This is a genomic window from Neomegalonema perideroedes DSM 15528, assembly GCF_000374145.1.
In the GTDB taxonomy this organism is placed as follows: domain Bacteria; phylum Pseudomonadota; class Alphaproteobacteria; order Rhodobacterales; family Rhodobacteraceae; genus Neomegalonema; species Neomegalonema perideroedes.
Window position 1 is genome coordinate 870,888 of record NZ_KB893653.1, and the last position, 25,751, is coordinate 896,638.

24 protein-coding genes and 1 tRNA gene are annotated in these 25,751 nt (G+C 68.6%); 15 read left to right on the forward strand and 10 right to left on the reverse strand.

Annotated features, from left to right (window positions below; translation table 11 throughout):
- The first annotated feature begins 9 nt into the window (after positions 1-9).
- Genes B161_RS0104195 through B161_RS0104220 form a run of 6 tightly spaced genes read left to right on the forward strand, consistent with a single transcriptional unit; the run spans position 10 to position 7,059 of the window.
- A complete protein-coding gene (locus B161_RS0104195) occupies positions 10-450 on the forward strand; it encodes an NlpC/P60 family protein (protein WP_018632120.1) in 441 nt (146 codons plus the stop codon).
- A gap of 3 nt (positions 451-453) precedes the next feature.
- Entirely contained in the window at positions 454-4,428 is a 3,975-nt protein-coding gene (locus B161_RS0104200) for a baseplate multidomain protein megatron (protein WP_018632121.1), read from the forward strand.
- A 23-nt stretch (positions 4,429-4,451) separates the two neighbouring features.
- A complete protein-coding gene (locus B161_RS19955) occupies positions 4,452-5,459 on the forward strand; it encodes an N-acetylmuramidase domain-containing protein (protein WP_018632122.1) in 1,008 nt (335 codons plus the stop codon).
- The gene (locus B161_RS0104210; RefSeq protein ID WP_018632123.1) at positions 5,459-5,728 is read left to right on the forward strand and encodes a hypothetical protein; all 270 of its coding nucleotides are present in this window, start codon (positions 5,459-5,461) and stop codon (positions 5,726-5,728) included. Before B161_RS19955 ends, B161_RS0104210 begins: the two co-directional genes overlap by 1 nt.
- Positions 5,729-5,746: 18 nt before the next feature.
- Entirely contained in the window at positions 5,747-6,670 is a 924-nt protein-coding gene (locus B161_RS16670) for a trypsin-like serine protease (RefSeq protein WP_018632124.1), read from the forward strand.
- Positions 6,671-6,702: 32 nt separating this feature from the next.
- Positions 6,703-7,059 (forward strand): DMT family protein, encoded by a 357-nt coding sequence (locus B161_RS0104220; protein ID WP_018632125.1) that lies wholly within the window; start codon positions 6,703-6,705, stop codon positions 7,057-7,059.
- 6 nt (positions 7,060-7,065) lie between these two features.
- Here the strand turns inward: B161_RS0104220 and B161_RS0104225 are convergent, their stop codons facing one another.
- From B161_RS0104225 to B161_RS0104240, 4 genes are all read right to left on the reverse strand, one after another.
- Entirely contained in the window at positions 7,066-8,376 is a 1,311-nt protein-coding gene (locus B161_RS0104225; RefSeq protein ID WP_018632126.1) for a bifunctional folylpolyglutamate synthase/dihydrofolate synthase, read from the reverse strand.
- Positions 8,373-9,377 carry an acetyl-CoA carboxylase, carboxyltransferase subunit beta gene (gene accD / locus B161_RS0104230; protein WP_018632127.1) on the reverse strand — a complete coding sequence of 335 codons (1,005 nt, stop codon included), beginning with the start codon at positions 9,375-9,377 and terminating at the stop codon, positions 8,373-8,375. Before accD ends, B161_RS0104225 begins: the two co-directional genes overlap by 4 nt.
- Positions 9,378-9,529: 152 nt before the next feature.
- On the reverse strand, positions 9,530-10,948 hold the full coding sequence (locus B161_RS0104235; protein ID WP_018632128.1) for an esterase-like activity of phytase family protein: 1,419 nt from the start codon (positions 10,946-10,948) through the stop codon (positions 9,530-9,532).
- A gap of 93 nt (positions 10,949-11,041) precedes the next feature.
- Positions 11,042-11,395, reverse strand: coding sequence for a DUF2794 domain-containing protein (locus tag B161_RS0104240; protein ID WP_018632129.1), 354 nt, complete (start codon positions 11,393-11,395; stop codon positions 11,042-11,044).
- A gap of 189 nt (positions 11,396-11,584) precedes the next feature.
- On the opposite strand from B161_RS0104240, the gene B161_RS0104245 reads away from it, so the two are divergent.
- The 8 genes from B161_RS0104245 (at position 11,585) to B161_RS18580 (ending at position 20,140) form a co-directional block, all read left to right on the forward strand.
- The gene (locus tag B161_RS0104245; protein ID WP_018632130.1) at positions 11,585-12,265 is read left to right on the forward strand and encodes a class I SAM-dependent methyltransferase; all 681 of its coding nucleotides are present in this window, start codon (positions 11,585-11,587) and stop codon (positions 12,263-12,265) included.
- 395 nt (positions 12,266-12,660) lie between these two features.
- Positions 12,661-13,134: a transcription elongation factor GreA gene (greA, locus tag B161_RS0104255; RefSeq protein WP_018632132.1), complete on the forward strand. Its 474-nt coding sequence runs from the start codon at positions 12,661-12,663 to the stop codon at positions 13,132-13,134.
- A 137-nt stretch (positions 13,135-13,271) separates the two neighbouring features.
- Positions 13,272-15,887 carry a hypothetical protein gene (locus B161_RS0104260; protein WP_018632133.1) on the forward strand — a complete coding sequence of 872 codons (2,616 nt, stop codon included), beginning with the start codon at positions 13,272-13,274 and terminating at the stop codon, positions 15,885-15,887.
- A 4-nt stretch (positions 15,888-15,891) separates the two neighbouring features.
- Positions 15,892-16,680 (forward strand): indole-3-glycerol phosphate synthase TrpC, encoded by a 789-nt coding sequence (trpC, locus tag B161_RS0104265; protein ID WP_018632134.1) that lies wholly within the window; start codon positions 15,892-15,894, stop codon positions 16,678-16,680.
- A gap of 5 nt (positions 16,681-16,685) precedes the next feature.
- Complete coding sequence (gene moaC, locus B161_RS0104270; RefSeq protein WP_018632135.1) at positions 16,686-17,189, forward strand: cyclic pyranopterin monophosphate synthase MoaC; 504 nt, start codon at positions 16,686-16,688, stop codon at positions 17,187-17,189.
- A 39-nt stretch (positions 17,190-17,228) separates the two neighbouring features.
- Positions 17,229-19,031, forward strand: coding sequence for a single-stranded-DNA-specific exonuclease RecJ (gene recJ, locus B161_RS0104275; RefSeq protein WP_018632136.1), 1,803 nt, complete (start codon positions 17,229-17,231; stop codon positions 19,029-19,031).
- 112 nt (positions 19,032-19,143) lie between these two features.
- Positions 19,144-19,219: transfer RNA gene (locus tag B161_RS0104280), tRNA-Glu, on the forward strand.
- A 99-nt stretch (positions 19,220-19,318) separates the two neighbouring features.
- The gene (locus tag B161_RS18580; RefSeq protein ID WP_018632137.1) at positions 19,319-20,140 is read left to right on the forward strand and encodes a squalene/phytoene synthase family protein; all 822 of its coding nucleotides are present in this window, start codon (positions 19,319-19,321) and stop codon (positions 20,138-20,140) included.
- Between the two features lie 13 nt (positions 20,141-20,153).
- On the opposite strand, the gene B161_RS0104290 is transcribed toward B161_RS18580, so the two are convergent.
- Genes B161_RS0104290 through B161_RS0104300 form a run of 3 tightly spaced genes read right to left on the reverse strand, consistent with a single transcriptional unit; the run spans position 20,154 to position 22,701 of the window.
- Positions 20,154-20,669 carry a DUF934 domain-containing protein gene (locus B161_RS0104290; protein ID WP_018632138.1) on the reverse strand — a complete coding sequence of 172 codons (516 nt, stop codon included), beginning with the start codon at positions 20,667-20,669 and terminating at the stop codon, positions 20,154-20,156.
- Between the two features lie 10 nt (positions 20,670-20,679).
- Positions 20,680-22,338 carry a nitrite/sulfite reductase gene (locus B161_RS0104295; protein ID WP_018632139.1) on the reverse strand — a complete coding sequence of 553 codons (1,659 nt, stop codon included), beginning with the start codon at positions 22,336-22,338 and terminating at the stop codon, positions 20,680-20,682.
- A gap of 51 nt (positions 22,339-22,389) precedes the next feature.
- A complete protein-coding gene (locus tag B161_RS0104300; RefSeq protein WP_018632140.1) occupies positions 22,390-22,701 on the reverse strand; it encodes a DUF2849 domain-containing protein in 312 nt (103 codons plus the stop codon).
- A 204-nt stretch (positions 22,702-22,905) separates the two neighbouring features.
- On the opposite strand from B161_RS0104300, the gene B161_RS0104305 reads away from it, so the two are divergent.
- Complete coding sequence (locus tag B161_RS0104305; RefSeq protein ID WP_018632141.1) at positions 22,906-23,370, forward strand: DUF2147 domain-containing protein; 465 nt, start codon at positions 22,906-22,908, stop codon at positions 23,368-23,370.
- A 3-nt stretch (positions 23,371-23,373) separates the two neighbouring features.
- On the opposite strand, the gene B161_RS16680 is transcribed toward B161_RS0104305, so the two are convergent.
- The 3 genes from B161_RS16680 to B161_RS18585 all read right to left on the reverse strand — a co-directional run bounded on the left by B161_RS16680 (position 23,374) and on the right by B161_RS18585 (position 25,746).
- Positions 23,374-24,081, reverse strand: coding sequence for a uracil-DNA glycosylase (locus B161_RS16680; protein WP_018632142.1), 708 nt, complete (start codon positions 24,079-24,081; stop codon positions 23,374-23,376).
- A 29-nt stretch (positions 24,082-24,110) separates the two neighbouring features.
- A complete protein-coding gene (locus tag B161_RS0104315) occupies positions 24,111-24,461 on the reverse strand; it encodes a DUF1304 domain-containing protein (RefSeq protein ID WP_018632143.1) in 351 nt (116 codons plus the stop codon).
- A 91-nt stretch (positions 24,462-24,552) separates the two neighbouring features.
- Complete coding sequence (locus B161_RS18585) at positions 24,553-25,746, reverse strand: hypothetical protein (protein ID WP_051085716.1); 1,194 nt, start codon at positions 25,744-25,746, stop codon at positions 24,553-24,555.
- Positions 25,747-25,751: the final 5 nt, after the last annotated feature.

The window sequence follows — 25,751 nt, forward strand, 5'->3', positions numbered from 1 at the left end:
AGACCCTGCATGAGAACCTCCGACCTCGTTTTATCCGAGGCCCGGCTTTGGCTGGGCACGCCCTATCTGCATCAGCAATCGACTCGCGGCGCGGGCGTGGATTGCCTTGGTCTGGTGCGCGGAGTCTGGCGCGCGCTTTACGGCGAGGAGCCCGAGCCCACGCCCCCTTACGCGCCGGATTGGGGCGAGTCCGACGGCGCCGAGCCTTTGCAGGCGGCTGCGCGCCGCTGGCTTGACGAGCTTCCGCTCTCCGCGCGCCTTCCCGGCGACGTCCTGCTTTTCCGGATGCGCCGCAGCGGCCCCGCGAAGCATGTCGGGATCCTCAGCGCCCCCGACCGCATGATTCACGCCTGGAGCGGCCACGCCGTGGCGGAGACCCTCCTGGACCATCCATGGCGCCGACGCCTCGTCGGCGCCTTTCGCTTTCCCGCTCATCCTCCGGAGTTCTGACTTATGGCGACTCTCGCCCTCATGGCGGCCGGCTCGGCCATCGGCTCGGCGCTTTTGCCCTCCGGCGTGGGCCTTTTGGGCGCGGCTTTGACGGGCGCTCAGATCGGTTCGGCCCTCGGCGGCGCTTTGGGCGGGATGCTGGATCAGCGCCTTCTCGGCTCCGGCTCGACGGCCGTTCAGGGGCCCCGCCTTCAGGATCTGCGCCTGACCGCCTCGACCGAGGGGGCTTCCGTTCCGCGTCTTTTCGGAACTCTGCGCCTTGGCGGCCAAGTCCTCTGGGCCTCCCGCTTTTCAGAGCGTCGGACGACCCGCAAGGCGGGAGGCGGCAAGGGCGCGCCGAGCGCCCGCGTGACGGAATACAGCTATGCGATCAGTCTGGCGGTGGGGCTCTGCGAGGGGCCGATCTCCAGCGTGGGGCGCATCTGGGCCGACGGCCAGCCTATGGACCTGAGCGGCGTGACTTGGCGCCTCCATCGCGGGACGGAGGATCAGGAGCCCGATCCCCTGATCCTCGCTTTGGAGGGCGCTTCGAACGCGCCCGCCTATCGGGGGCTGGCCTATCTGGTCTTCGAGGATCTCCCTCTGGCGGCCTTCGGCGACCGCGTCCCGCAGATTTCCGTCGAGACCCGCCGCGCCCCCGAGGAGGCGGAATCCCCGACCAGCCTGATTCGCGGCGTGACCCTGATTCCCGGCGCGGGCGAATGGGTTCTGAACGCCGATCCGGTGATTCTGGAGGGCGCGGCTCCGGGCGCCTCGGCGGCTGAGCAAGCCGCCTCCGAGGGCCTCTCCTGGACGCCCAACCTCAACGCCTCCGCCGAGGTCTCGGATCTGGTCCTGTCTCTGGACCAGCTTCAGGATCAGGCCCCGAATCTGGAGAGCGCGGCTTTGGTCGTCTCTTGGTTCGGCGACGATCTGCGCTGCGGCTCCTGCCAGATCCGCCCCGGCGTGGAGCATGCTTCCGCCGCGGAGACCCGCGCGCCCTGGATGTCCGGCGGCGTGGGGCGTCTGGGCGGACGGCTTTTAGCTCAGGACGGCTCCGGCCATGCGGTTTACGGCGGCACGCCCGCCGACGCCGGAGTCGTCTCGGCCATCCGCGACTTGCGCCGCCGAGGTCTGCGGGTGGTCTTTTATCCCTTCCTGATGATGGAGGTTCTCCCGACCAACGCGCTTCCCGACCCGTGGACCGGCGCTTCCGCGCAACCCGCCTTTCCGTGGCGCGGGCGGATCACCCTTTCGAAGGCTCCGAGCCGCCCCGGCTCGCCGGATCAGACCCCCGCCGCCGCCGCCGAAGTCGCGAGCTTCTTCGGCTCCGCCGCTCCGGGAGACTTCGGCCCCTGGAACGGCCTGAGCATCCCTTATTACGGCCCGGCGGAATGGTCCTTCCGCCGCCAGATCCTCCATTACGCCCATCTCTGCAAGGCGGCGGGCGGCGTGGAGGCTTTCCTCATCGGCTCCGAGATGCGCGGCCTGACTCAGATCCGCTCCGGCCCCGCGAACTATCCCGCCGTGGCGGCCTTCAAAGCCTTGGCGGCGGATGTGCGGGCCATCCTCGGCCCTGCGACGCAGATCAGCTATGCGGCGGATTGGTCGGAATATTTCGGCCATCACCCGCAGGACGGCTCCGGCGACGTCTTCTTTCATCTGGATCCGTTGTGGTCGGATCCGAATATCGATTTCGTGGGGATCGACAATTACCTCCCCCTCTCCGACTGGCGCGAGGGCTCGACCCATCTCGACGCTGCTGCGGGCTCCATCCAGAACCTCGACTACCTGCGCGCCAACGTCGAAGGCGGCGAGGGCTATGATTGGTTCTACGCCTCCGCCTCCGACCGCTCCGCCCAGATCCGCACGCCGATCACGGACGGCGCCCATGGCGAGCCTTGGGTCTTCCGCCCGAAGGACATCCGCAATTGGTGGAGCCGCCCCCATCACGACCGCCCCGGCGGCATCCGCAGCCCCGCGCCGACGGCTTGGACTCCCGGCTCCAAGCCCATCTGGTTCACGGAATGCGGCTGTCCTGCGGTGGACAAGGGCGCGAACCAGCCCAACGTCTTCCACGACCCCAAAAGCTCGGAGAGCGCCCTCCCTTATTTCTCGACCGGCGCGCGCGACGACGCCATGCAGAGCGCCTATCTTCAGGCTTTGCTCGGCTATTGGTCCGATCCGTCGAGGAACCCGCCCGGCTTCCTCGACGCCTCCAACATCCACGTCTGGACTTGGGACGCCCGCCCCTATCCGCAATTCCCCCTGCGGACGGATCTCTGGTCCGACGGCCCGAACTGGGCTTTAGGCCATTGGCTGACGGGCCGGCTGGGCTCGGCTTCTCTGGCTGCGGCGGTCCGCGAGATCTGCGCGGCGGCGGGCGAGCCCGAGGCCGACGCCTCCCGCCTTGAAGGCTCCGTGGCGGGCTATGCTCTGGACCGCTCCATGTCCGCCCGCGAGGCTCTGACGCCCTTGTCTCTGGTCCATGGCTTCGACGCCGTGGAGAGCGCGGGCCGCCTGATCTTCGTTCCGCGCGGGGCGCCGCCTGCGGCCGAATTGACGGAGGATGATCTCGTCCTTGCGGAGGCCCCGGATTCCGAAGTCTGGAGCCTGACCCGCGCGCAGGAGTCGGATCTTCCCGCCGTGGTGCGGGTGGTCCACCTCCGCCCCGAATCCGAGGACCGGCGCGGCGCCGCCGAGGCCGCCGCTCCGGGCGCTTCGGGCCGCCGCGTGGAGATTCTGGAGGCCCCCATGGCTCTGGATTCCGCCGCCGCCCGCTTCGTGGCGGAGCGCTGGCTCGCCGAAGCTTGGGCGGGCCGCGAGAAGGCGCGCTTCGCTTTGCCGCCTTCGCGTTCGGGGCTTCAGCCCGGCGACGTGATCCGCTTCGCGCCGGAGGGCGCGGTCCCGGCCTTCCATCGCATCGACCGTCTGGAGGATTCCCTCGCCCTGACGGTGGAGGCGACCCGCGTCGAGCCGCCTTTGCATCGCCCCGCCTCCCTGAGCGCCCCGCTTCCCTCCTCGCCGAGAAGCGTCGTCCCCGGGCCTCTGATCGGCGAATTGGCGGATCTTCCCATGGGGCCCTCTCAGGACGCGGGCGGCGGCGAGGCCCCGCTTTGGGCCGCCGCCTTCGCCTCGCCTTGGACCGGTCCGGCCCTGCTCTGGCGCGAGGCTGCGCCGGACGAATGGGTCTTGGCCGCCCGTCTGGAGACTCCCGCCGTCATGGGCCGCCTTCTGGAGCCCTTGCCGCCGTCTTCGCCGCATCTCTGGACGCGCGGAGCGGGCCTTTTGGCGGGTCTGGCGGGCGGGGGCTCCGCGCCGCCGCTTTTGGGCCGACCTCCGGGCGCGGTCTATAACGGCGCCAATGCGGCGGCGATCCGGACTCCTTCGGGCGCCTGGGAGATCGTCCAATTCTCCGCCGCGCGTCTGGAGGCCCCCGGCGTCTGGCGTCTCGGTCCCTTGCTGCGGGGCAGGGCGGGGACCGAGCATCTTTGCGCGGAGGCTCTCCCCGCCGGTTCGCGCTTTCTCTTGCTGGACGAAGCCGTGGTTCCGGTCCCCGAGGCTCCTTTAGGTCTGACGCGGCGCTGGCGCTTCGCCCCGGCCTCCCTGAGCTGGGCCGATTCCCGCGCTTCGGCTCAAGAGGCCGCTTCCGGAGGAGCCGCCTTCCGCCCCTATTCCCCGGCGCGGCTCCGCGCCGATCTGGAGCCCTCCGGCGATCTCTCCCTGAGCTGGTCCCGCCGCTCCCGGGGCTCCGCCGACGGCTGGTCCGAACCGGAGGACCCGCCTTTGAACGAAACCCGCGAGGCTTATCGCCTTGAGATCCGTTCGGGCGGCCTTTTGCGCCGCGCCGAGACTCTGACGGCGCCGTCCTTCCTTTATTCCGCCGCCGCCCGCGCCTCCGACGGCGCGAGCCTCCCGCTTGACGTCTCCGTGGCCCAGCTCTCCGCGAGCTTCGGCCCCGGCGTCTTCACGAGGACCATCGTCGACGCCCCTTCCTGATCTTCCCTTCTGAAAGCCCCTCCATGCCTTTGAAGACCGATCTTCCCGCCGAGGCTCTGGCGCCTTTGACCGAGGCGGCGGCCGCGCTCGGCTGCGAGACCGCGATCCTCGCGGCGCTCCTCCACCGCGAGAGCGGTCATTTGCGCGGCTCCGCGCGTCTGGCCGCCCGCCGTTTCGAACCTCACGTTTTCCGCCGTCTGGGCGGCGGCCTCGCCGCCTCCCACGCCGGAGCCGCTCGGCTCGACCCCGAACGCGCCGAACAGGCCAGCAGCCACGGCGCGCCTCAGATCATGGGCCATCACGCGCGGATGCTGGGCTACGCCTCGGCTTCGGCGATGCGGGCGGCCTTTTTGGAAGGCGGCTGGCCCGAGCAGATCCGCGCCTTGCGCCTTTACGCCGAGCGGACGGGCCTCGCCTCTCCGCTCCGGGCTCTGAACATGGCCGAGATCGCCCGGATCTATAACGGCCCCGCCTACGCCCGCGCCGGCTACGACCTGAAGCTCGCCGCCGATCACGCGCGGATTTCGGGCGCCTCCCCGCCGCGCGCTCTGAGGCTCGGCGATCAGGGCGAGGCGGTGGCCCGGCTTCAGCGCGCTTTGAGCGCGGCGGGCCGTCCGGTCGGGCAAGACGGCGTCTTCGGCCCCCAAACGGAGGCGGCCTTGCGCGCCTTCCAGCAGGCGCGCGGCCTGACTCCCGATGGTCTGGCCGGAGCCCTGACGCAAGCCGCTCTGGAATCCTCCGGCCTCCTTGAGCCCTCCGGAGATCCCGCGCCCTCCCGCCTCGACGTGGAGGCCGACCGCCTCGTCCGCCATCGCGGCAAGCTCGTCGGGCTTTTGGGAGCGCTCTTCGCCCTCCGCGAGGATCTCGCCTTTTGGCTCGACCGCTTCGGCTTCGATCCCGGAGTTCTGTCCGAGCTTTGGGCGCGTCTGGCGGCGGCGCCTCTGGAGCGCTGGGCTTTGGCGGCTCTGGCTGCGGCCGTCCTTTGGCCGCGCCTCGCGCCTTTCGCGCGCCGCCTTGCGGAGCGCGCCTGATGACCCCCCAATTCGGAGTCCGGATGGATTGGCTTGAACGTTTCAGCTCCGCCCTGACGACCAAGAGTCTGGCGACGACCTCCGCCCTTTCGGCTGCGGGGGGCGTGGCGGCGGAGCAGGCGCCGCGCCTTTCCGAGGCGGTTCTGTTCCATGCGGGCGGCTATGGCGTGACCCTCCCCGCGCTCTCTCTTCTCGTCGCGATCGCGGCGGGGACGCTGAGCATCTTCAAACCCTTGATCGCGGCCTGCCTGCGCGGCCGCTCCCGCTGATCCTCCCCCGGAGATGTCATGAAGCTTCCTTCGCTCCTCCTCGCGGTTCTGGCCGCGAGCCTTCTGGCTGTGGGCGTCGCCGCCCCGCGGCTGAATTTTTCGCCCTCCGCGCCCTCCTCCTCCTCCTCCTCCGATCTGCGCCTTTCCCAGCGCCTGGAGGACGCGGGCTGGCGCCTCGTCGAGGGACTTGATCCAGGCCCCGCCCGCCGCCTTTCTCCGCCTGCGAGTCTGATCGGCGGGGGCGCGGCCCTTCCCGAATCCCCGAGCTGGTTCGCGCTGATCCGCGCGATTCATCCGCCTTCCGCCCGTTTGCCGATGGAGTCCCGCAGCGAATGCGGCGGGACGCTCTATCGCGGCGGGATCGTCGTGACGGCGGCCCATTGTCTGGCGGAGGACTGGACCCGCGTCGAGGTTCTGATCCAGCCTGAGGGCCGCGAGCATGGCCGCGCGCTCTGGAGTCTGGGCCTCGCCGCCCTCGACGCCGAATTTGAACCCGACGGCGCGGGCCTCCACCGCCATGACCGGGCGGTCCTCCAGCTTCCCGAGGATCCCGGCGGCGGCCTTGAGCTTCCTCAGAGCGCCCGCGCCCAGATCTCCGTCGGCGAGACCCTGACGATCTTCGGCATGGGTCTGGATGAGGAGGGCCGGCTCGCGGAGAGCGTCCGGACCTGCCGTCAGCGGGTGACGGACGTCCGCCTCGGCGTCTTCGAGGCTTTGGGCGATCTTTGCCGCTTCCGCGACGCCGACAGCGGCGGCCTCGCCGCGCGGCTTCTCCCGCAAGGCGAGGCGGTTCCCGTCGGAATCGTCTCGCATCGCCTTCAGGGGGCCGAGGAGCGGCAATTCTACGCCCCTCTGCATCCGACGCGGATTCGCGCGGCCTCGGCGGCCTTCGCCGACCCCCCTCCTCCGGAGCCCCTTGCGGATTTCCGGCGGCGGCCCTAAACCCCCGCGGCCATTCGCCCGAGGGTTCCCCCATGACGCTCTCTTCGCCCTATGTTCTGCCGATTCTGCTGCTGATCTGCTCGAACGTCTTCATGACCATCGCCTGGTACGGCCACCTGAAATTCCCTCAGGCCTCCCTGACGACGGCGGTCATGGCCTCATGGGGGGTGGCCTTCGTGGAATATTGGCTTGCGGTGCCCGCCAACCGCATCGGCTATGCGGTTTATTCCGGCGCCGAGCTGAAGACGATGCAGGAAGTGATCTCCCTGACGGTCTTCGTGGGCTTCGCCGTAACGGTCCTCGGCGAGCGCCTGACGTGGAATCACGCCTTCGGCTTCGCCTTCATCGCCTTAGGGGCCTTCTTCATCTTCAAAGGCCCCTTTTCCTGAGCTTTTTCAGGAATGGTCCCGCAGCACCACGCCCGCCAGATGCAGCGAGCCGCAGATGAGCACCCGCCCGGCGGGCGAGGCCTCCCGCCCGATTGCGCGCATGGCCTCCTCCAGCGAGGGCGCGGGCTCGGCGTCGAGTCCGGCGCGCCGCGCGGCCTCGGCGAGATTCTCGGCTGAGACGGCGCGGGCTTCGTCGGGAATGGCCACCGTCCAGATTTTGCGCAGCCTGCGGCGGAGCGGCCGGAAGAATCCTTCCGCGTCCTTGGTGTCGAGCATGCCGCAGATGGCGTCCACCGGCAGAGGCCAGCCCCGGAGCGCCTCCTCGTCGAGATGATCGGCGAGGGCCTGCCCTGCGGCGGGATTATGCCCGCCGTCGAGCCAGACGGCGGCGTCGCGCGGCGCGAGCCCCAGCAGCGGCCCGAAGCGCAGCTTTTGCAGCCGCCCCGGCCATTCGACTTCGGTCATGGCTTGGGCGAGATGTTCGGGATCGGTCACGCCCATCGCCTGCAGCGCGATGACCGCGCCTCCGGCGTTGGCGATCTGATGCGGCCCCTTCAGCGCCGGAAGCGGCAGATCGAAGAGGCCGAAGCGATGCTCGACGATCAGCCTTCCGGCTTCGGCTTTGGCCTCCCAGTCGCGTTCATAGAGCCTGAGCGGCGCCCCGACCCTCATGGCCTGCGCCTCTATGGCGCGGAGCGCTTCGGATTCCTGCGGCCCGACGATTCCGGGGGCCCCTTTTTTGAGGATGCCCGCCTTTTCATGGGCGATGGCCCCGAGCGTCTCGCCCAAGTAAGCCTGATGATCCAGCGAGACCGGGGTGACGATGGTCAGCGCGGGGCGCTCGACCACATTGGTGGCGTCGAGCCTTCCGCCGAGCCCGACCTCCAGAATCACCTGATCCGCCGGTTCTCTGGAGAAGGCGAGGAAGGCGGCGGCGGTGGTGATTTCGAAGAAGGTGATGGGTTCGCCGCCATTGGCGCGCTCGCATTCTTCGAGCAGCGCGGCGAGCTTCTCTTCTTCGATCAGCTCGCCCGCCAGCCGGATGCGCTCATGAAAGCGCGTCAGATGCGGCGAGATATAGACATGGACTCTCCGCCCTGCGGCCTCCAGCCCGGCGCGCAGATAAGCGCAGGTGGAGCCCTTGCCGTTGGTCCCCGCCACATGAATGACGGGCGGGAGCTTCCTCTCCGGATTCCCGAGCTTCGCGAGCAGCCTTTCGATTCGCCCCAGCGAGAGGTCGATGGATTTCGGATGCAGCGCGAGCAGCCGCTCCAGAATGGCGTCGCTGGGCGCCTTATGAGCGGAGGGCTCGCTCACGCCTGAGGCGCCTGAGGTTGCGAAGGCGCAGCCTGCTGCGCTCCGCCGGAAGCCTCGGGGAGAGGCTCGGCCGGGATGTCGTCGACCGGAGGCGCGGCTTCGAGCAGAGGCGGCTTCTCCTTCGGCGCTTCTTCTTCTTTCGGCGCTTCGGGCGGCTGATCCATGAGCAGCCTCAGCAGCCGCGCGAGGGTGGGGCGATGCTCGCGGCGATCCGTCACCATGTCGAGCATGCCGTGGTCGAGCAGATATTCCGAGCGCTGGAATCCTTCCGGCAGCTTTTCCCGGATGGTCTGCTCGATGACGCGCGGCCCCGCGAAGCAGATAAGCGCCTTCGGCTCGGCGATCTGCACGTCTCCGAGCATGGCGTAGCTGGCGGTGACGCCTCCGGTGGTGGGATGGGTCAGCACGACGACATAGGGGAGTCCGGCCTCCTTGACCATCTGCACGGCGATGGTGGCGCGGGGCATCTGCATGAGCGAGAGGATGCCTTCCTGCATGCGGGCTCCGCCTGCGGCTGAAAACAGCACGAAGGGCGCTTGTTCGGCGACGGCGGTTCTCGCGGCGGTGAGGATGGCGTCTCCGACGGCCATGCCCATGGATCCGGCCATGAAGGCGAAGTTCTGCGCGGCGACGACGGTTTTGACTCCGCCTATGGCGCCTTTGGCGGCGGCCATGGCGTCTTGCCGGTTCAGCTTTTTGCGGGCTTCGCGGAGCCGGTCGACATAGCGCTTTTCATCGCGGAACTTCAGCGGATCCAGCAGCGGATCGGGCAGGGGGATGAGGTCCCATCTCCCTTCGTCGAAGAGCGCGTCGAATCGCGCGTCCGGCGAGATGGGCATGTGATGGCCGCAATGAGGGCAGACCTGAAGGCTTTCGGCCAGCGCGCGATGAAAGATCATCTCGCCGCATTCCGGGCATTTGATCCAGAGATTATCCGGCGACTCGCGGCGGTTGAGCAGCGTGTCGAGCTTGGGGCGGACGAAAGAGGTGATCCAGTTCATGCGGGTGCGGGCTCGCTACAGGGCGGCTGATCGGGGGAGCTTCGAAGAGGCGGCGGTCCTGCGCCGCGCGGCCGCCTCTTCGCTATGTAGCCATCCCCTCCGCGCGGCGCAATCTCCGCGCCCGGGGCAGGCGGAGAGGGGCGGGCGCGGCTTTAGTCCTTCTTCGGCTCTTCCTTGGGGGTCTCGCCGGTCTCGATCTTCCCTTCCGGGGCGGGGCGCTGGACGATGGGCGAGGCGAGGGTGACCAGTTTGACCTGAGGCTTGTCCTTGTCTCCGCCGAGTCCGCCGTCATGGAGATTGGCGACGAGCAGCGTGTTGAGCGCCAGCACGGCCACGCCTTCGATTCGCGGCGGCAGCTTTCCGGGCGCCCACGCCGAATCGAAGACGAGCGTCTTCTTGAGCGGCGCGAGCCGGGCTTTGCGCAGGCCCGCCTCGTCGAGGTTCTCATAGGCCGCGTTCCCGGAGGCCGAGGCCACGGCGTCGGAGAGCTTGGCCCCTTCCTCGAAGGTGACGGCGAAGACGAGCAGCCTGCGCCCGTCGCTTTCGGCCATAAGCGTGAGGGTTTCGCCCGCGAGCGCGTCCATATCGACGAGCCGGACCTGATCCTGCGTGGTCGCGGCGCCGAAGGCGATGGCGGGCTCGAGCTGATAGGCCCAGACCCCTTCCGGCTGCCGGTCGGGCAGATTGAAGCGATAGATCCGAAGGGCGCGGGCGTCGGCTTTCCCGCCGAGCGGCGCGGCGGCGGCGAAATAGGCGTATCCTCCGTCCGGCGAGGCGCCGACGGCGGTGATTCCGCCGTCCGCTCCGGCCCGGGCGAGTTCGGCGGGCAGCACGGCGCGCACGGGATAATCGGCCCCTTTGAAGCGGGCTGCGGATCCGCGCGGGGCGTAGCGGTCGATGATTTCGCCGTCTATGGCGACATGCAGCAGCGAGGGCCCGTTGGAATCGCCGATGAGGAAGCTCTGATCCGGCAGCCGCGCGATGGAGGCGGGCGCGATCCCCGAGGGACCGGGCGCGAGCTTCTCCCCGAGCGTGTCATAGGGCGTTTCGGAGGCGAATCCGGTCAGGGGCAGATTGGGCAGGGCGTCCACCGGCCCCGAGGCCCCGCGCAGCGGCAGCGAGAACTCATATTTGAAGCCGCCCGCATTGGTCAGCGAAAATTCGTGGATCATGGGCGTGAAGCCGGGCAGAGCATAGGCCCGCCCCGTCTTATCGCCGGCGCAAAGGGCGTCGACGTCGGCCTCGAAGGCCTCCGCTTCGGCGCAGGGAATGGTCGGCCCGCGCCCCGAGAGCAGGAACAGCCGCCTTTCGCGGAAGGAGAAATGCGCCCCCGCTCCGACAGGCGAGGTCAGGCTCCGCACCTTCCCGTTGAAGACGGCGTCCTCCAGAGAAATGGCGGGGATCTTCACGTCGGAGACTTCAGCCAGAGCTTCGGGCAGGAATTCGGCTTCCTCCTCCGCTGCGGCTTTCGGCTTGGCCTCTTCGGCCCATGCGTTCGGCGCAGTCGCCGCGCCCGCCAAAGCCGCGAGGGCCAAGCCCGTCGCCGCGCCCATCGCCCAAGCCCGAATCATATCGCCTCTCCTCAGGATCTCTAACGGATCTCTCATGATGCTTTCGTTTCCGCTCGCAGCCTCCGGCGGCCCTTTGCGTGGGGCCGCGACGCGTCAGTCTTCTGCGGGCCTCAGCAACAAACGGTTAAAGAAGCTCAATACGGCCTCCAGATCCCGTCCGCGTTTGAGGATGCGCCCATCCGCGCCCAGCAGGGCGTAGGCCCCTTGCTTTTGGGCGTCGGCGGGGGTTTTCCTGACGGCGTAGAGCGGACGCTCCGACGTGCGGCGGAAGATGGAGAAGAAGGCGGCGTCCTGCAAGCTGTCGATGGCGTAATCGCGCCATTCTCCCTCCGCGACCATCCTTCCGTAGATCCTCAGGATGAGCCCCAGCTCATGGCGGTTGAAATGCACCTGCGGAGGGCGCGCTCCACGCTGCGGAAAAGGGATGACGTTGTCGGCCTCGCTCATGGCCTCACCATGCCCCTCCCATCCGCGAAGCGCAAGACCTGCGGGCTTCCGGCGGATGGGACAGCGGCTCCGGGAGCGGCTATGCTCAAGGCGAGGCCGACGAATCGGAACGCCGCCGCCTTTCCCCCATCCCCCTGAAACGCCGCCCTTTTCGGAGCGGCGCTGATCTCTGGCCGAGGAGTTGCGGATTTGGTCCTGCGCTTGGACGACGGAGCCGCTCTTGAGGATTTCGTGCGGCGCAACGCCGCCGTGACGAGCCCCGCGCTTTTGCCCGAGCTGCGCCATTACGCGGCCACGGAGATCACGCCTCTCTGGGAGATGGCGGAGGCCGAGCTTGAGCGCGAGGGCCTGCCGCCGCCTTTCTGGGCTTTCGCCTGGGCGGGCGGTCAGGCTTTGGCGCGCTACGCTCTGGATCATCCCGAGATCGTGAAGGGCAAGCGCGTGCTGTCCTTCGCTTCGGGCGCCGGTCTGGAGGCCATAGCCGCGGCTTTGTCGGGAGCTTCGCGGGTCTGGGCGAACGACGTGGATCCTCTGGCCTTGGCGGCCTCCCGGCTCAACGCGGCTTTGAACGGCGCGTCTTTGGAGACCATCGGCGCGAATTTGCTGGAGCCGGGCGCCGAGGCCCCTGACGCCGAGGTGATCTTCGCGGGCGATATTTGTTATGAGAAGCCTCTGGCCGCGCAGGTCGAGGCGCGTCTGCGGGGCTGGAGCGCCGAGGGGCGCCTCGTGTTGCTCGGCGATCCGGGCCGAACCTACCTCCCGCGCTCCGGTCTGGAGAGGGTGGCGGGCTATGCGGTGAAGACCACCAAGGCCATCGAGGATTCGGATCTGCGCAATGCTGTGGTCTGGCGCCTGCCCGGCCCCGCCTGAGCGGCCCCCGCCTGAGCGGCCCCCGCCTGAGCGGCCCCCGCCTGAGCGGCCATCGACGTTCAGGCGAGTTTGGACGCAAGATTCCGTCATGATCTCGTCTTGATTTTTGAGATCGCGCCGTCTTCCTCCCTTGCGCGCGACTTTTCCGAAACATCGCCGCCTTGCGCGGCTTCGATCCAGATGCGCGCCGAAGTCAAGCGGGATATTTCCCGCATTGATCTTCAGAACTAGAACAAATTTCGAACAATGCCCCTTGCATCCTCAAAAAAGGACGCTATCTTCGAAATCAGGTGTGATCGAGCGTCGAAACGGCCTCCTACGGGCGGGCCGTTTGCTTTTTTTGAAACTTTCTGAAACGCCGGGCGCTGATAGTCCGGTCGTCGGGAGGCGAAGCCATGGAAAAGATCCCCATGACGGCGGTGGGCTATGCGCGGCTGGAGGAAGAGCTGAAACAGCTCAAATCCACCGACCGTCCCGGCGTCATCAAGGCGATCGCCGAGGCGCGCGAGCATGGCGATTTGTCGGAGAACGCCGAATATCACGCCGCGCGCGAGCGTCAAAGCTTCATCGAGGGGCGCATCCTCGAACTTGAGGCCACGATTTCGCGCGCCGAGATCATCGACCCGGCCAAGCTTGGCGGCTCGACGGTGAAGTTCGGCGCCACGGTCCGCCTCGTGGACGAGGACACCGAGGAGGAGAAGACCTATCAGATCGTCGGCGAGGTCGAGGCCGACATCGCTTTGGGGAAGCTGAACGTCAACTCGCCTTTGGCGCGAGCCCTCATCGGCAAGGAGAGCGGCGACAGCGTCGAGGTGATGACCCCGAACGGCGGTCGCGGCTACGAAATCCTCGAAGTATCTTATCAGTAAAAACAACGGCTCAGAGGCATAAGGCGTAAATTTGGGTTTTCTCGGGCGGGCGGTTCGGCCTATGCTGCGGCGAAGTCGATGGACCACACCCCCGCGCGTCTCCGAGAGACGGCCAACGAGAAGCCGAAGCCCACGCCATGAGCGACATCGCCACCTCCGACTCCATCACCGGCGCCGCGCGGAATTCGCGCGGCGTTCCCGTCGAATCGCGCGACGCCGCGACGCCTCCGGCCTCCGAGGGAGGCGGGTTCTGGTGGCGGGTGGCGGGGGTCGCTTGGGTCGGCGCCGTTCTGGCTTACGTCTGGGGGCGCTACGACCTGCCTTTTTCGCAAGAGGCTTGGACGGTCGCGCGGGAGCGCATTTCGCAAGCCGACTGGATGCTGATCCTCGCGGCTGTCCTTGGGCCTTTGGTTCTGCTCTGGGTTTTAGCTTCGGCTCTGCGGGGCTCCCGCCGCCTGAGCGACGAATCGCGCTCCATGGCCGAGGCGGCCCGCCGCATGGCCGACGAGGCCGCCCGCTCGCCCTCCGCGCATCAGGTTCAGCCTGACGAGTGGCGCGCCGCGGCTTTGATGGGCGACGTTCAGGGCGCGAGCCCGGCCCATATCCGCCGCGAGGTGGAGCGGGCGACTCACGCCATCGGCGCCCTGCATCAGCAGATGAAGGGCATCGAGGAGGCTCTGGCCTCGCAATCCGCCGCTTTGGACGACGCCGCCGAGCGCGCCGAGGCCCGGGCCAAGACCATCGCCGAATCCCTGCGCGTCGAGCGCGAGGCGCTTCAGGAACTGGTCTCGGTGATCGAGGCGGACGGCGGCCGGGCGATGAATCTGGTCTCCATGCGCCCCGGCGACATGGAGAAGACCCAGCGCACCCTCGACGCTCTGAAATCGCAATCCGACGCCATCGAGCGGACCGTGGAGGCGGCGGGACAACGCCTGAACGCCATCGCCGCCGAGATTCAACAGGCTTTGCGCAAGGCCGGCCCCGCCGACGCCCGCAGCCTCGCCGACGACGCCCGCGCCTCGGTGCGCGAGGCGGCTCACGACGCCATCGGCGCCATCGGCGACACCGAAGCCGCGACCCGCGCCCGTCTCTTCGACGGCGACGCGGCGAAGAACGCGGAATTCGGCGAGCATCCCGCCCAGTCTCTGGCCGACGACGAGGCCGCCGAACTGCGCCGCCGCAATCTTGCGGATCTGCGTCGCCAGATGGACCGTCTGCGCAAGGGCGAGGAGGAGTCCGCTCCCGCCGAGGCCGTCGCTTCTCCGGATCGGCCTCAGCCCTCGCCGCAGCCGGGCCAAGGTCTCGCCGCTCGTTTGGCGGGCGCGGGCGCCGTCGCGCTGACGTCGAAGGGGGCCGCCCAGACGGAGGCCGCCGCCGAATCCCTGAGCGAATCCTTGGGCGCGCGCGTCGCGGAGGCCGGGGAGGCTTCCGCCGAAACCATTTCCGGGGCGGCTTCCGCCGTCAAAGGCTCCGCCTCCGACACGCTGAGCCGCGTCGCTCAGGCCTTCCGGGAGACGGAGGCCGATCTTCCGCGCACCGAGCCCATCGCGCCGCCGCTCGCCTCTGCGGCCTCTCCTTCGGCCGAGGCTCCTTTCGAATCGGCCTTTTCGGGTCTGACCCGCCCCCCCGAGGGCGCCGAACAGCCCGCCGCGCCTTGGGACATGATCGGCGATTTCGACGCCTCCATGGTGGAGAGCGAGCCTTTGGACCGCGACGCCGCCGCGCTGGCCGCTCAGGCCGCCCGGAGCGCGGCGTCCGCGCCTGAGGCCGTCGTCGCTCCTTCCTCCCTCGCCGGCTTCGCGCCGGAAGCGCCGCCGGTCGTCTCGGAGCCTGCTCCGCTGTTCCGCGATCCGACTCCGCCCCGCGCCATGAGCTTCGATCTGGAGCGCCTCGCGCCTTTGGCGGATCTGAACATCCCTTCGCCTCTTTCAGCCTCCGGCTCCGCGCCCGCCGAGACTCCGGCGCCCGCCTCGCCTCCGCGCGAGATTCCAACCGAGACCCTGGTCGCCGAATCTGCGCCTGCTGCGCCGCTTTTTCAGCCCGTCAGCTCCTTGAGCGAGGGCGGTTCTCCGGGCGAGGGCGGCGGCGAACCCGCCGCGCGCGGCTGGCTGGGCGCCGCCGCGATCCCGGTCGAGCTTCCGGCGGGCGGTCTCGATTCCTTCGGCGAGCGTCGCGAGATCGAGGCGGCTCCGGCCCCCGCGGCTCCGCCGCGTCCCGCCATCGTCTGGCGTCAGCCGGAGGCCCCGATGTTCGGCGCGCGCGGCATGCCGCGCCCCAAGCCTCTGGATTGGGAGAAGGTGGCGCTCGGCCTGAACTTCCCGGTCAGCGAGGAGGACGCCGAGGCCGAGGAGGCGCTTTACGAGGTCTCCATCGACCATCAGATCGGCGCCCTGATTCAGGCGAGCGAGGACATGCTGGCGGCTCTGGTGGATCTGCGCCTCTATATGGAGGACCACGCGCCGCGCATCGCGCCGCCCGAGGTCTGGCGCGCTTGGCTGGACGGCCGGGTGAGCGTCGACGCTCCTCCGGTGATCGAGATCGGTCCTGAGGAGGCCCTGAGCCGCGTCCGCGGCCTGATCGACCGCGACCCCGCCGTCGAGCGTCTGGCGGTCTCCTTCGCGGGCCGCTTCGAGGATCTGGTGCGCCGCGCTCTGGACGAATCTCCGGATTCCGACATCGTGACCCGCCTTGCGGACACGCGCACGGGCCGCGCCTATGCGATGGTGGCCTGCGCCGGCGGACGGGTGGACTGAGAGCATGGCCGACATCCTCGACCGCATCCGCGATTATAAGCTGGAGGAGATCCGCCAGCGCAAGGCGGCGCGCTCCTTGAGCGATATGGAGGCTGCGGCCCGCGCGGCCTCTCCTTTGCGCGATTTCGCGGCGGCTCTGACGGCCAAGGCCGTGACGGGCTGGGCGCTCATCGCCGAGATCAAGAAGGCGAGCCCTTCGAAGGGCCTGATCCGCGCGGATTTCGATCCTCCCGCTTTGGCCAAGGCTTATGAGGCGGGCGGGGCGGCCTGCCTCTCGGTGCTGACCGACGGCCCCAGCTTTCAGGGCGAGGATTCCTTTCTCGCCGCCGCCCGTGGCGCCTGCTCGCTTCCGGCCCTGCGCAAGGAGTTCCTTTACGACCCTTGGCAGGTGGTCGAGGCGCGGGCCTTGGGTGCGGATTGCATCCTGATCATCATGGCCGCCGTCTCCGACGCTCAGGCTCAGGAGCTGGAATCCGCCGCCGAGGCTTGGGGCATGTCCGTGCTTCTGGAGACCCATGACGAGGCCGAGATGGAGCGCGCCTTGCGCCTGCGCTCGCCTCTGGTGGGGGTGAACAACCGCAATCTCCAGACCTTCGAGGTCTCTCTGACCGTCACCGAGCGCCTCGCGCCGATGGTTCCCCCGGATCGGGTTCTGGTGGCGGAGAGCGGCCTTTTCGTTCCGGCGGATCTGGCGCGGATGGAGAAGACCGGCGCCCGCCGCTTCCTCGTCGGCGAGAGCCTCATGCGTCAGCCCGACGTCGCCGCCGCCACCCGCGCCCTTTTGACGGCCTGATCCTCATGAGCGAGCTCACTCATTTCGACCAAGGCGGCGCGGCCCGCATGGTGGACGTCTCCGCCAAGCCCGAGACTTCGCGCTTAGCCGTGGCGCGCGGCGCGGTGGAGGCTTCTCCTGAGACGATCCGCCTGATCGAATCGGGCGGCGCGGCCAAGGGCGACGTTCTGGGCGTGGCGCGTCTGGCGGGGATCATGGCGGCGAAGAAGACCGCCGACCTGATTCCGCTTTGCCATCCTCTGCCGCTTTCGGAGGCTTCGGTGAGCTTCACGCTGGACGCCGCCCGCGGCCGCGTGGAGATCGAAGCCCGCGTGAAGACCGCCGGACGCACCGGCGTCGAGATGGAGGCCCTGACGGCGGTTTCGGTCGCGGCCCTGACCATTTACGACATGGTGAAGGCGGCGGATAAGGGCATGAGGATCACGGAGATCCGCCTGATCGCCAAGGAGGGCGGCCGCAGCGGCTCTTGGCGTCGCCCGGACGAGCCGGAATCCGCATCGCCCGTCTGAGCCCTTCCCCCCGTCTCGGGCGGCGGCTATCCTGCGCCGATGACGATCGCGACTCCCCATCCAGAAGATCCCCCTTACCTCAATGTGAGCGGCTCCGTCTTGGGGCGGCGCTGGCTCGGCCCGACTCCGGACGTGGAGCGGCGCGGCCTAGGGCTGGCGCAGCGCTGCGGCCTGCCCGAGCTTCTGGGGCGTCTTCTGGCGGCGCGCGGCGTCTCGGTGGAGGAGGCGCCGCTTTGGCTGGAGCCGACTCTCAAGCATTACATGCCCGATCCTTCGAGCCTGCGGGATATGGAGGCGGCTTCCGCGCGTTTGGCCGAGGCGGCTTTGCGCGGCGAGCGGGTGGCGCTCTTCGGCGATTACGACGTGGACGGCGCCTGCTCGACGGCCCTGATGTCGCGTTGGCTGGCGCATTTCGGGGTTTCGGCGACGGTCTACATCCCCGACCGCCTGCGGGAGGGCTACGGCCCGAACGTCCCGGCCATGACGCGGCTCGGCGCGACGCATGATCTGGTGATCACGCTGGATTGCGGAACCTTGGCTTTCGAGCCCATCGCGGCGGCCCGCGAGGCGGGGGCCGAGGTGATGATCGTGGATCATCATCTGGCTTTGGAGACTCTGCCGGATTGCGTGGCGGTGGTGAATCCGAATCGTCAGGACGACGATTCGGAGCAAGGCCATCTCTGCGCGGCGGGGGTGGCCTTCCTGCTTCTGGCGGCGACGAATCGCCGTCTGCGCGCTCAGGGCGCCTTCGCCTCCCGCCCGGAGCCCAATCTCTTGGAGGAGCTGGACCTCGTGGCCCTCGCCACCGTGGCCGACGTGGCGCAATTGAGGGGCGTGAACCGGGCCTTCGTGCGCCAAGGGCTGAAGGTTCTGGGGCGTCGCGGGAATCTCGGACTTGCGGCCCTCTCCGACGCCTCGCGCCTGAGCGGCGCGCCGAGCGCCTATCATCTGGGTTATCTTTTAGGGCCTCGGGTGAACGCGGGCGGGCGCGTCGGCGATTCCGGGGCGGGGGCGCGGCTGATGACCTGCGCGGATCCCGCGCTTGCGGCGAAGCTCGCCGCCGACCTCGACCGCTGGAACCGCGAGCGTCAGGCCATCGAGGCGGACGTCCTGTCTCAGGCCATGGCTCAGGCCGAGGCGCGTTGGGAGCGCGAGGGCCCGGGCGGCCTCGTCTGGGCGGCGGGCGAGGGCTGGCACCCCGGCGTGATCGGCGTGGTGGCCGGGCGGCTGAAGGAGAAATTCGACCGCCCTTCTCTGGTGGTGGCTCTGGAGGGAGCCTTAGGCAAGGGCTCGGCGCGTTCGGTCCATGGGGTGGATTTAGGAAGCGCGGTCCACGCGGCGGCGGAGAAGGGGCTTTTGGTTCAGGGCGGCGGCCACGCCATGGCGGCGGGCCTGACCGTCGCGGCGGAGCGCCTCGCGGAGGCGACGAGCTGGATGGAGGCGGAGTTGAGCCGTCAGGGCGCGAACCGCCTCGGCCCGCGCGAATTGCGGATCGACGGCGCCGTGACGCCTTCGGGCGCGACTCTGGAGCTGTGCGAATCTCTGGAGAGGGCCGGACCTTTCGGCGCGGGGGCTCCGTCTCCGCGTCTGGCGGTGACGGCGGCGCGGGTGAGCTGGCCGAAGCCTGTGGGCGAGACCCATATGCGCTGCGTCCTGACCGATTCGCGCGGCGGGCGTCTGGAGGCGGTGGCCTTCCGGGCTCAGGAGACGGCTTTAGGCGGCTTCATGGCGGCCCGGAGCGACGGGGCCTTAGTCCACGCCGTGGGCCGTTTATCGGCGGATGAATGGAACGGTCGGCGTCGGGTTCAGCTTCAGATCGAGGACATGGCGCCTCTGGCGTGACCCCCGTTCATCCCCCCGGAGCCCTCCTTGCGTTTTTCCTGACGGATCAGGGCGCGGAAGGCGGAAAAGCCGCTTGAAACCTGCTTCCGACCCCCGTATAAGGCCCCCCGAAGCGCCCTTCGTCTAGTGGACTAGGACACCACCCTTTCACGGTGGGTACACGGGTTCGAATCCCGTAGGGCGCGCCATTCCCCCCCATCGAGGTTCGGATTTCGTCGCCGCGTTTTTCAGCGTCGGCGTCCTGCGCTTATCCGGGGCGAACGGCCCGGGGCGATCTTCGGCGGAGCATGATGACCCGACTGGATTCTCTCGCCGCGCGTCTGCGCGCCGCCGATCTTGAACGCTGGCGCGCCGTCATGATCGCTCCCGCCGAGGCGCAGGAGGCTTTGGCGGCGCTGCATCTCTGGACGCTGGACGTGGCGCAGATCCCCTGGAGCCTCTCGGAGCCCGCTCTTGCGGCCATGCGGCTGCAATGGCACCGGGACCGCCTCTCGGAGCTGGCCGCCGGAGAGCCCCCGCCGCGCCATGAGCTGTTCGAGCCTCTGGCCCCTCGGCTGAAGGATAAAAGCGCGCCTCTGGAGCTTTTCCTGAACCACCTCGCCGCGCGGGAGCGCGACCTCGACCCGACGCCGCCGAAGGATCTCGACGAATTGCGGCTCTATCTGGAGGATTCGGGCGGGGCGCCTTTTCGTCTGGCGGCGCGGATGCTCGCGCCGGGGCTTTCCCCTGAGGTCGAGGCGGCGGCGGGCGAGGCGGGCTTCGCCAAAGGCGCGGCGCGCTGGATCTCGGCTTTGCCCAATCTGTCGGCGCGCGGCAGAGTGGCGGCCCCCAACGCGGGCGAGGCGGCGCGGATTCTGCGCGGCGAGACGACGCCCGAACTCAGCCTGACCTTGAAAGCCGTGGCGGAGGAGGCTCTGGCGCGTCTGGAGGCGGCGCGTCGCGTGAAGCCGGGGGCGGCCTTGCCCGCCTTTCTCCCGGCCGTGACGGCTCAGGACGCTTTGCGGGCGGCGGCGCGTCCGGGCTTCGACCCTTTCAGGGAGGCCCTCGGCCCGAGCGAATTCCGCAGCCGCCTTTTAAATCTCAAGGCGGTTCTGCTCGGGCGCTGGTGAGATCGGGGAGGCTTCAGCCCTTCGCGGCGCGGGCGGCTTTGCGCCGCTCCAGAATGCTGGCGACGCCCGGCGCGCGCTCCTCCATCTGATAGGCGGCGGAGATGCTCCGCGCGGCCGTCAGCCAGTCTTCGAGGGGCTGGCGCGCGAAGAGGTCTTCCGGGATGCGGGCGCTGTCGAAGCCGACCGCCCGCAGATAGGCGAGCTGATCCGCGATGACGCGCCCGTCCGCCCAAAGCTCGCCGCGCCATCCGAGGCTCCGCAGCCTTTTGGCGATGGAGAAGCCGCGTCCGTCGCCGAAGCCGGGGAACTCCACCGTGATCAGCGAGAGGCGGTTGAACAAAGGCTGCAACGCCTCCGCCTCGATGGTGTTGGGCAGAGCCACGCCGGTGCGCCCCGTGCGCGGAGCGGCCAGAGCCTCCTCCAGCCGGGCTTGCGGCACGATCACGTCGCCTTCGAGGGGGATGGGCTCGTGATCCTCCAGCTCGCGCCAGATCTCTTCCTGAAGGCCCTTCTCGTTCAGCAGCGGCATGGCGTCCTCCTCAACCGGCTTCGGCGTAAAGCGCGTCCTTAAAGGACTCGGCGCCCGTCCGGCGATAGGTCTGGAGGAAGGTCTCGCTCGGCTCGCGGATCTCCAGATAGCGATCCACCAGCCGCTCGATGGCGTCCACCACGCCCTCCGCCGAGAATCCCGCGCCCGCGCGCTCGCCGATGGCGGCGGTTTCGGTGGGATCTCCGCCCAGAGTGAGCTGGTAGAATTCGGCGCCGGCCTTGTCGAGCCCCAGAATGCCGATATGGCCGATATGGTGATGTCCGCAGGCGTTGATGCAGCCCGAGATCTTGATCGACAAAGGCCCGATGTCGCGCTGACGCTTCGGATCGGCGAAACGCTCGGTCAGGCGCTGGGCGATGGGGATGCTGCGCGCCGTCGCGAGAGCGCAATAATCGAGGCCGGGGCAGGCGATGATGTCCGTCACGAGGCCCCGATTAGCCGAATCCAGCCCCGCCCCCGCCAGCTTGCGATAGAGCGGATAGAGATCGTCCTTCTTCACATGAGCGAGGACGAGATTCTGCTCATGGGTCACGCGGAGTTCGCCGAAAGCCCAGAGATCGGCGGCTTCGGCGGCGACGCGCATTTGCTCGGCGGTGGCGTCTCCCGGCGCGCCGCCCACCGGCTTGAGCGAGATCACGACCGACGTGTAACCCGGCGCCCGATGCGGATGCAGATTGGTCTCGGCCCAGATTCTGAAATCCGGATCGGCGGTCTTAGCGCGCTCGAAAGCCTTCGACTCCTCCGGCAGATTCTCCAGAGCGGGCGGCGCGAAATAGGCTTGGATGCGCTCGACCTCTTCGGCGGGGGCGGCGAGGCTCTCGACGTCGAGCCGGGCGTATTCGCGCTCGACCTCTTTGCGGAAGGGCTCCTCGCCCATCTCATGCACGAGGATCTTGATGCGGGCTTTATATTTATTATCGCGGCGGCCATGCAGGTTATAGACCCGCATGACGGCCTCCAGATAAGGCAGCAGCTCGGCCTTGGGCAGGAAGTCGCGGATCACCTTGCCGATCATCGGCGTGCGGCCCAGCCCGCCGCCCACGATCACCTCATAGCCGAGATCCCCGGCCTCGTTCTTGATCATCCGCAAGCCGATGTCATGGGCCTTCACGGCGGCGCGGTCGTTGGGCGAGCCCGTGACCGCGATCTTGAACTTGCGGGGCAGGAAGCTGAATTCCGGATGCAGGCTCGACCATTGGCGGATGAGCTCGCCGGTGGGGCGCGGATCTTCGAATTCATCGGCGGCGGCGCCCGCGAAGGGATCCGAGGTGACGTTGCGGATGCAATTGCCGCTGGTCTGGATGGCGTGCATCTGCACGCTGGCCAAATCCGCGAGGATGTCTGCGGTCTCCTCCAGCTTGATCCAGTTATACTGGATGTTCTGGCGGGTGGTGAAATGCCCATATCCGCGATCATAGCGCTCGGAGATGTCGGCCAGCTTGCGCATCTGGTCGGAGGAGAGCGTGCCATAGGGGATGGCCACGCGCAGCATATAGGCATGCAGCTGAAGATAGAGGCCGTTCATCAGCCGCAGCGGCCGGAACTCTTCTTCGGTCAGCGCGCCCGAGAGCCTGCGGCGGGCCTGATCCCGGAATTGCGCGACGCGCTCCTCGACGAAGCGTTGATCGAATTCGTCATAGCGATACATGGCTGGTCCCTTGGGGCGCGTGAGCCCTCGGCGTCCGGCTGGCGAGAGGCTTCAGGCCGCTTCGGAAAGAGCGTCGGCGCGACGCAGATCGGCGCGATGGGTCGGCCCTTCGGCGCGGATGCGCTCGCGGCGGAGCTTGGCGCGGCCTTCGGCGTCGATTTCGACGAGATAGGCCCCGACCACGCGGCGGGCGGCTTCTTCGGCGGCTCCGAGAGCGGAGAGTTCGGCGCCTTCTTCGGCGCTGGCGGCCACGCGGAGATCCGCCCAGTCGCGCGACCATCGACCGTCGCGGGTGAGGAAGACGGACCAGCCCTCCCGCAGATCATTGGCGGTGAGGATGGACGAAACGAAGGCTTTGGCCATGAAGCGCCTCTCCCGAATTGCGCGTCCCGAGGATTCTGGAGATTTTAGGTGCGGCGCAAAATCCGCGCCAATGCGCATCCTCGATAAACCCATGCGCATTTCGGATAAGCCCTCCGCGCCGCAAGCGGACGCGGCGTCAATCTTTACAGCGCCCTGAGACAAGCGGAGGATGTCCGGAGAATAAAAACTTCGGGAGGATTCGCGATGAAATCGCGTCTTTCGGCCGCTTTCGCGGCTGTCTTGGGGCTTTCCGCGCCCGCCGCGGCTCTGGCTCAGAACGCCGAGGCCGCTTTCGGCACCTGGCTGGTCGAGAACCGCAACGCCATCGTGCGGATTTCGCCCTGCGGCGACAAGGCTTGCGGCAACATCGTCTGGCTGGCCGAGCCGCGCGACGCCTCGGGCGCCGCGAAGCTCGACTTCCGCAATGAGGATCCCGCGCTTCAATCGCGCCCGATCTGCGGCATGGCGATGATCGGCGACTTCACCCGCGGCTCGGACGGGCGCTGGAGCGACGGGTTCATCTATAATCCGGAGGAAGGCAAGACCTATAAGTCCAACATGCATGTCCGCGAGGACGGCGCGCTTTACGTGCGCGGCTATGTCGGGGTCTCGCTCTTCGGCAAATCCCAGACTTGGACCCGCGTCCCCGACGATCAGGGCGGCTGCTGAGTTTCAGATCCAGCGGATCGGCGCCGCCCCCTGAGCCTTCAGGAAGGCGTCGATCTGCGAGAAGGGCTTCGAGCCGAAAAATCCCGTCCGCGCCGAAAGCGGCGAGGGATGGGCCGATTCGATCACGAGATTGCCTTGGCGGCTGATCTTCGCGCCGAGGTTTTGGGCGTGTTTGCCCCAAAGCAGGAAGGCGCGGCCCGAATCCGGACGACCAAGATGCGCGAGGATCTGATCGACCAGCGCCCCCCAGCCATATTTGGCGTGAGCGCCCGCCTCGCCCGCGCGCACGGTCAGGGCGGAGTTCAGCAGCAGCGCGCCGGATTCAGCCCAATGGGTGAGGTCTCCGTTCTGCGGCGCCCGGACGCCGAGGTCGGCTTCGATCTCTTTGAAGATGTTGCTCAGCGAGCGCGGCGTCTTCACGCCCGGCGCGACCGAGAAGGCCAGCCCCATGGCGTCGCCGGGGGTGGGATAGGGATCCTGCCCGAGAATCACGACCCGCGCTTTGTCGGGCGGCGTCAGGCGCAGCGCCTTGAAGAGATCCTGCGGCGCAGGCAGCACCTGCGCGCCGCTTTCGGCCTCCGCCTCGATCCGCGCGAGCAACTCGCCGCAGGGCGATCTTCCGGAGGCGTCCTTGCGGAAGAAGGGCAGGATCGCGCCCCATGCTCCCGGACCGCTCTGCGGATTCGTCTCCTGATCGCGCCAGCTTCCCATCACGTCATCCTTGTCTGAGGCCGCCCGCCTCAGAGGTCGAGCAGCAGGGCCGCCAAAGCGAGGCTCGCCGGCGCCGTTTGAATATAGAGGATCTTCGTCTTGCGCGTGGTGGCCGCGCCATAGAGCCCCGCCACGATCACGCAGAGCAGAAAGAAGACCTTGAATTCGAAGCTCGGGGCGAAGAGCCCCCACAGCAGCCCCGCCGCGAGGAAGCCGTTATAAAGGCCCTGATTGGCCGCCAGACTCTTGGTGGCGCGGGCGAAGTCCGGCGTCAGGCCGAAGGCCTTATGACCTTGGGGCGTGTCCCAGGCGGCCGTCTCCAGATAGAGGATATAGAGATGGATCAGCGCGACCAGCGCGATCAGGACGTTCGCCAGCATCGGATCCTCCGCTTCGTCTGAACGGCTCCAGCTTTAAAACGACAAGGCGCCCCCGATCAAGGGAGCGCCTCAAAACCCGCCGCCGGAGGGATCAATCTTCAGGCGGGCGCCAGAAGGGATCGTTCTCGATATGCGTGATCTCCAGATCGCGGGCGTCTTCGTCGCGTTTGGCGCGCCCCAGACGTCCGATCATGGCGGGCGGCGTGGCGGCGCTGGCCTCCTCCGGCGCGACATAGGTGAAGAGCCTCGGATCTTCGCCGCCGACCAGCCAGCCCCCGCCATTGGGCAGAGCGGTGACTTCGGGCTCCGGCGCGAGGCCGGGGCGGGGGGCGATCTGGGCCTTGAGCAGCGTCTTGGCTTCGGCTTCGGCGTTGCGGGGCTTGACCTCGAAGAGCACGACGGTGCCGTGTTTGAACAGCGCCCAAGCGCCTTCAGGCCCCTGCATCCGCGAGAGCGCCGCCCGCCAGCGCGCCACGAGCATGTCGAGCGGCGGCGCGGCGAGGAGCGGTCTGGACCGGGTGAGCGTGCGGGCGTCGAGCGCCTCCATATCCTCGTCGACGAGGGAGAGATCGACGAGATCCTCCTGATCCTCCTCGAAATCGAGGGGGAGGGCGGAGGGGACGTAAGGCGCGACGCCGGGGGCGAGATCCATCTTCATCATGCCTTCAGGTTGCGCCTCGCCTCCTAACTGATCGTTAAGGGCGAGCCTATCCTGAGGGTCAGGCGCAGGGGAGGGGGTTCGCGGTTCGGCGGGCGGCGGCGCCAGCAGCGAGATCGGCGGCAGAATGGGCGGCGGCGCGGGCGCCGCAGGCTCCGCGGCCGCGCCCATGGCGGCGGGGGAGGCGGGCGCGGGCGGCGCGGCGGCGGGAGGCTCCGCAGGGGAGGAGGCCGCAGGCTCGGGAATGTCGAGCGCGGCGGCCTCGGCCTTCACGAAGCGCCTCGCCTCGTCGATCTTCAGAGAGGCGGGCCGTTCGGGCTTCTCCGGGGTTTCGACGGGCTCCGGAGCGGAAGGCGGCTCTATAGAGGGCTCGGAGGGGGGCGCAGGAACGGGGGCGGGAGGAGACGCCTCCTTTTGAGGGGCGGGCGTCGGGATCGGCGCAGGCGGCGCAGGGACGCCTCCGCGCGGATAGGGGGTCGGCTCCGTCTTGAGCGACGGAGCGGCGGTCTTCGGCCCGGCGCCGGTCGGGCGATGGCGGGCGAGCTCTTCGCGCAGCGCTTGAGTGGGATCGGGGCGACGGCCGAAGAGGCGGCCCACCCAACTCCAGAGATTTGAGAAGAAGCTCATTCGGA

Coding starts and splice junctions, on each gene's coding strand:
- B161_RS0104195 (WP_018632120.1), top strand. CDS start 10: ATGAGAACCTCCGACCTCGTTTTATCCGAGGCCCGGCTTTGGCTGGGC.
- B161_RS0104200 (WP_018632121.1), top strand. CDS start 454: ATGGCGACTCTCGCCCTCATGGCGGCCGGCTCGGCCATCGGCTCGGCG.
- B161_RS19955 (WP_018632122.1), top strand. CDS start 4,452: ATGCCTTTGAAGACCGATCTTCCCGCCGAGGCTCTGGCGCCTTTGACC.
- B161_RS0104210 (WP_018632123.1), top strand. CDS start 5,459: ATGACCCCCCAATTCGGAGTCCGGATGGATTGGCTTGAACGTTTCAGC.
- B161_RS16670 (WP_018632124.1), top strand. CDS start 5,747: ATGAAGCTTCCTTCGCTCCTCCTCGCGGTTCTGGCCGCGAGCCTTCTG.
- B161_RS0104220 (WP_018632125.1), top strand. CDS start 6,703: ATGACGCTCTCTTCGCCCTATGTTCTGCCGATTCTGCTGCTGATCTGC.
- accD (WP_018632127.1), bottom strand. CDS start 9,377: ATGAACTGGATCACCTCTTTCGTCCGCCCCAAGCTCGACACGCTGCTC.
- B161_RS0104235 (WP_018632128.1), bottom strand. CDS start 10,948: ATGATTCGGGCTTGGGCGATGGGCGCGGCGACGGGCTTGGCCCTCGCG.
- B161_RS0104240 (WP_018632129.1), bottom strand. CDS start 11,395: ATGAGCGAGGCCGACAACGTCATCCCTTTTCCGCAGCGTGGAGCGCGC.
- greA (WP_018632132.1), top strand. CDS start 12,661: ATGGAAAAGATCCCCATGACGGCGGTGGGCTATGCGCGGCTGGAGGAA.
- B161_RS0104260 (WP_018632133.1), top strand. CDS start 13,272: ATGAGCGACATCGCCACCTCCGACTCCATCACCGGCGCCGCGCGGAAT.
- trpC (WP_018632134.1), top strand. CDS start 15,892: ATGGCCGACATCCTCGACCGCATCCGCGATTATAAGCTGGAGGAGATC.
- moaC (WP_018632135.1), top strand. CDS start 16,686: ATGAGCGAGCTCACTCATTTCGACCAAGGCGGCGCGGCCCGCATGGTG.
- recJ (WP_018632136.1), top strand. CDS start 17,229: ATGACGATCGCGACTCCCCATCCAGAAGATCCCCCTTACCTCAATGTG.
- B161_RS18580 (WP_018632137.1), top strand. CDS start 19,319: ATGATGACCCGACTGGATTCTCTCGCCGCGCGTCTGCGCGCCGCCGAT.
- B161_RS0104290 (WP_018632138.1), bottom strand. CDS start 20,669: ATGCCGCTGCTGAACGAGAAGGGCCTTCAGGAAGAGATCTGGCGCGAG.
- B161_RS0104295 (WP_018632139.1), bottom strand. CDS start 22,338: ATGTATCGCTATGACGAATTCGATCAACGCTTCGTCGAGGAGCGCGTC.
- B161_RS0104300 (WP_018632140.1), bottom strand. CDS start 22,701: ATGGCCAAAGCCTTCGTTTCGTCCATCCTCACCGCCAATGATCTGCGG.
- B161_RS0104305 (WP_018632141.1), top strand. CDS start 22,906: ATGAAATCGCGTCTTTCGGCCGCTTTCGCGGCTGTCTTGGGGCTTTCC.
- B161_RS16680 (WP_018632142.1), bottom strand. CDS start 24,081: ATGGGAAGCTGGCGCGATCAGGAGACGAATCCGCAGAGCGGTCCGGGA.
- B161_RS0104315 (WP_018632143.1), bottom strand. CDS start 24,461: ATGCTGGCGAACGTCCTGATCGCGCTGGTCGCGCTGATCCATCTCTAT.
- B161_RS18585 (WP_051085716.1), bottom strand. CDS start 25,746: ATGAGCTTCTTCTCAAATCTCTGGAGTTGGGTGGGCCGCCTCTTCGGC.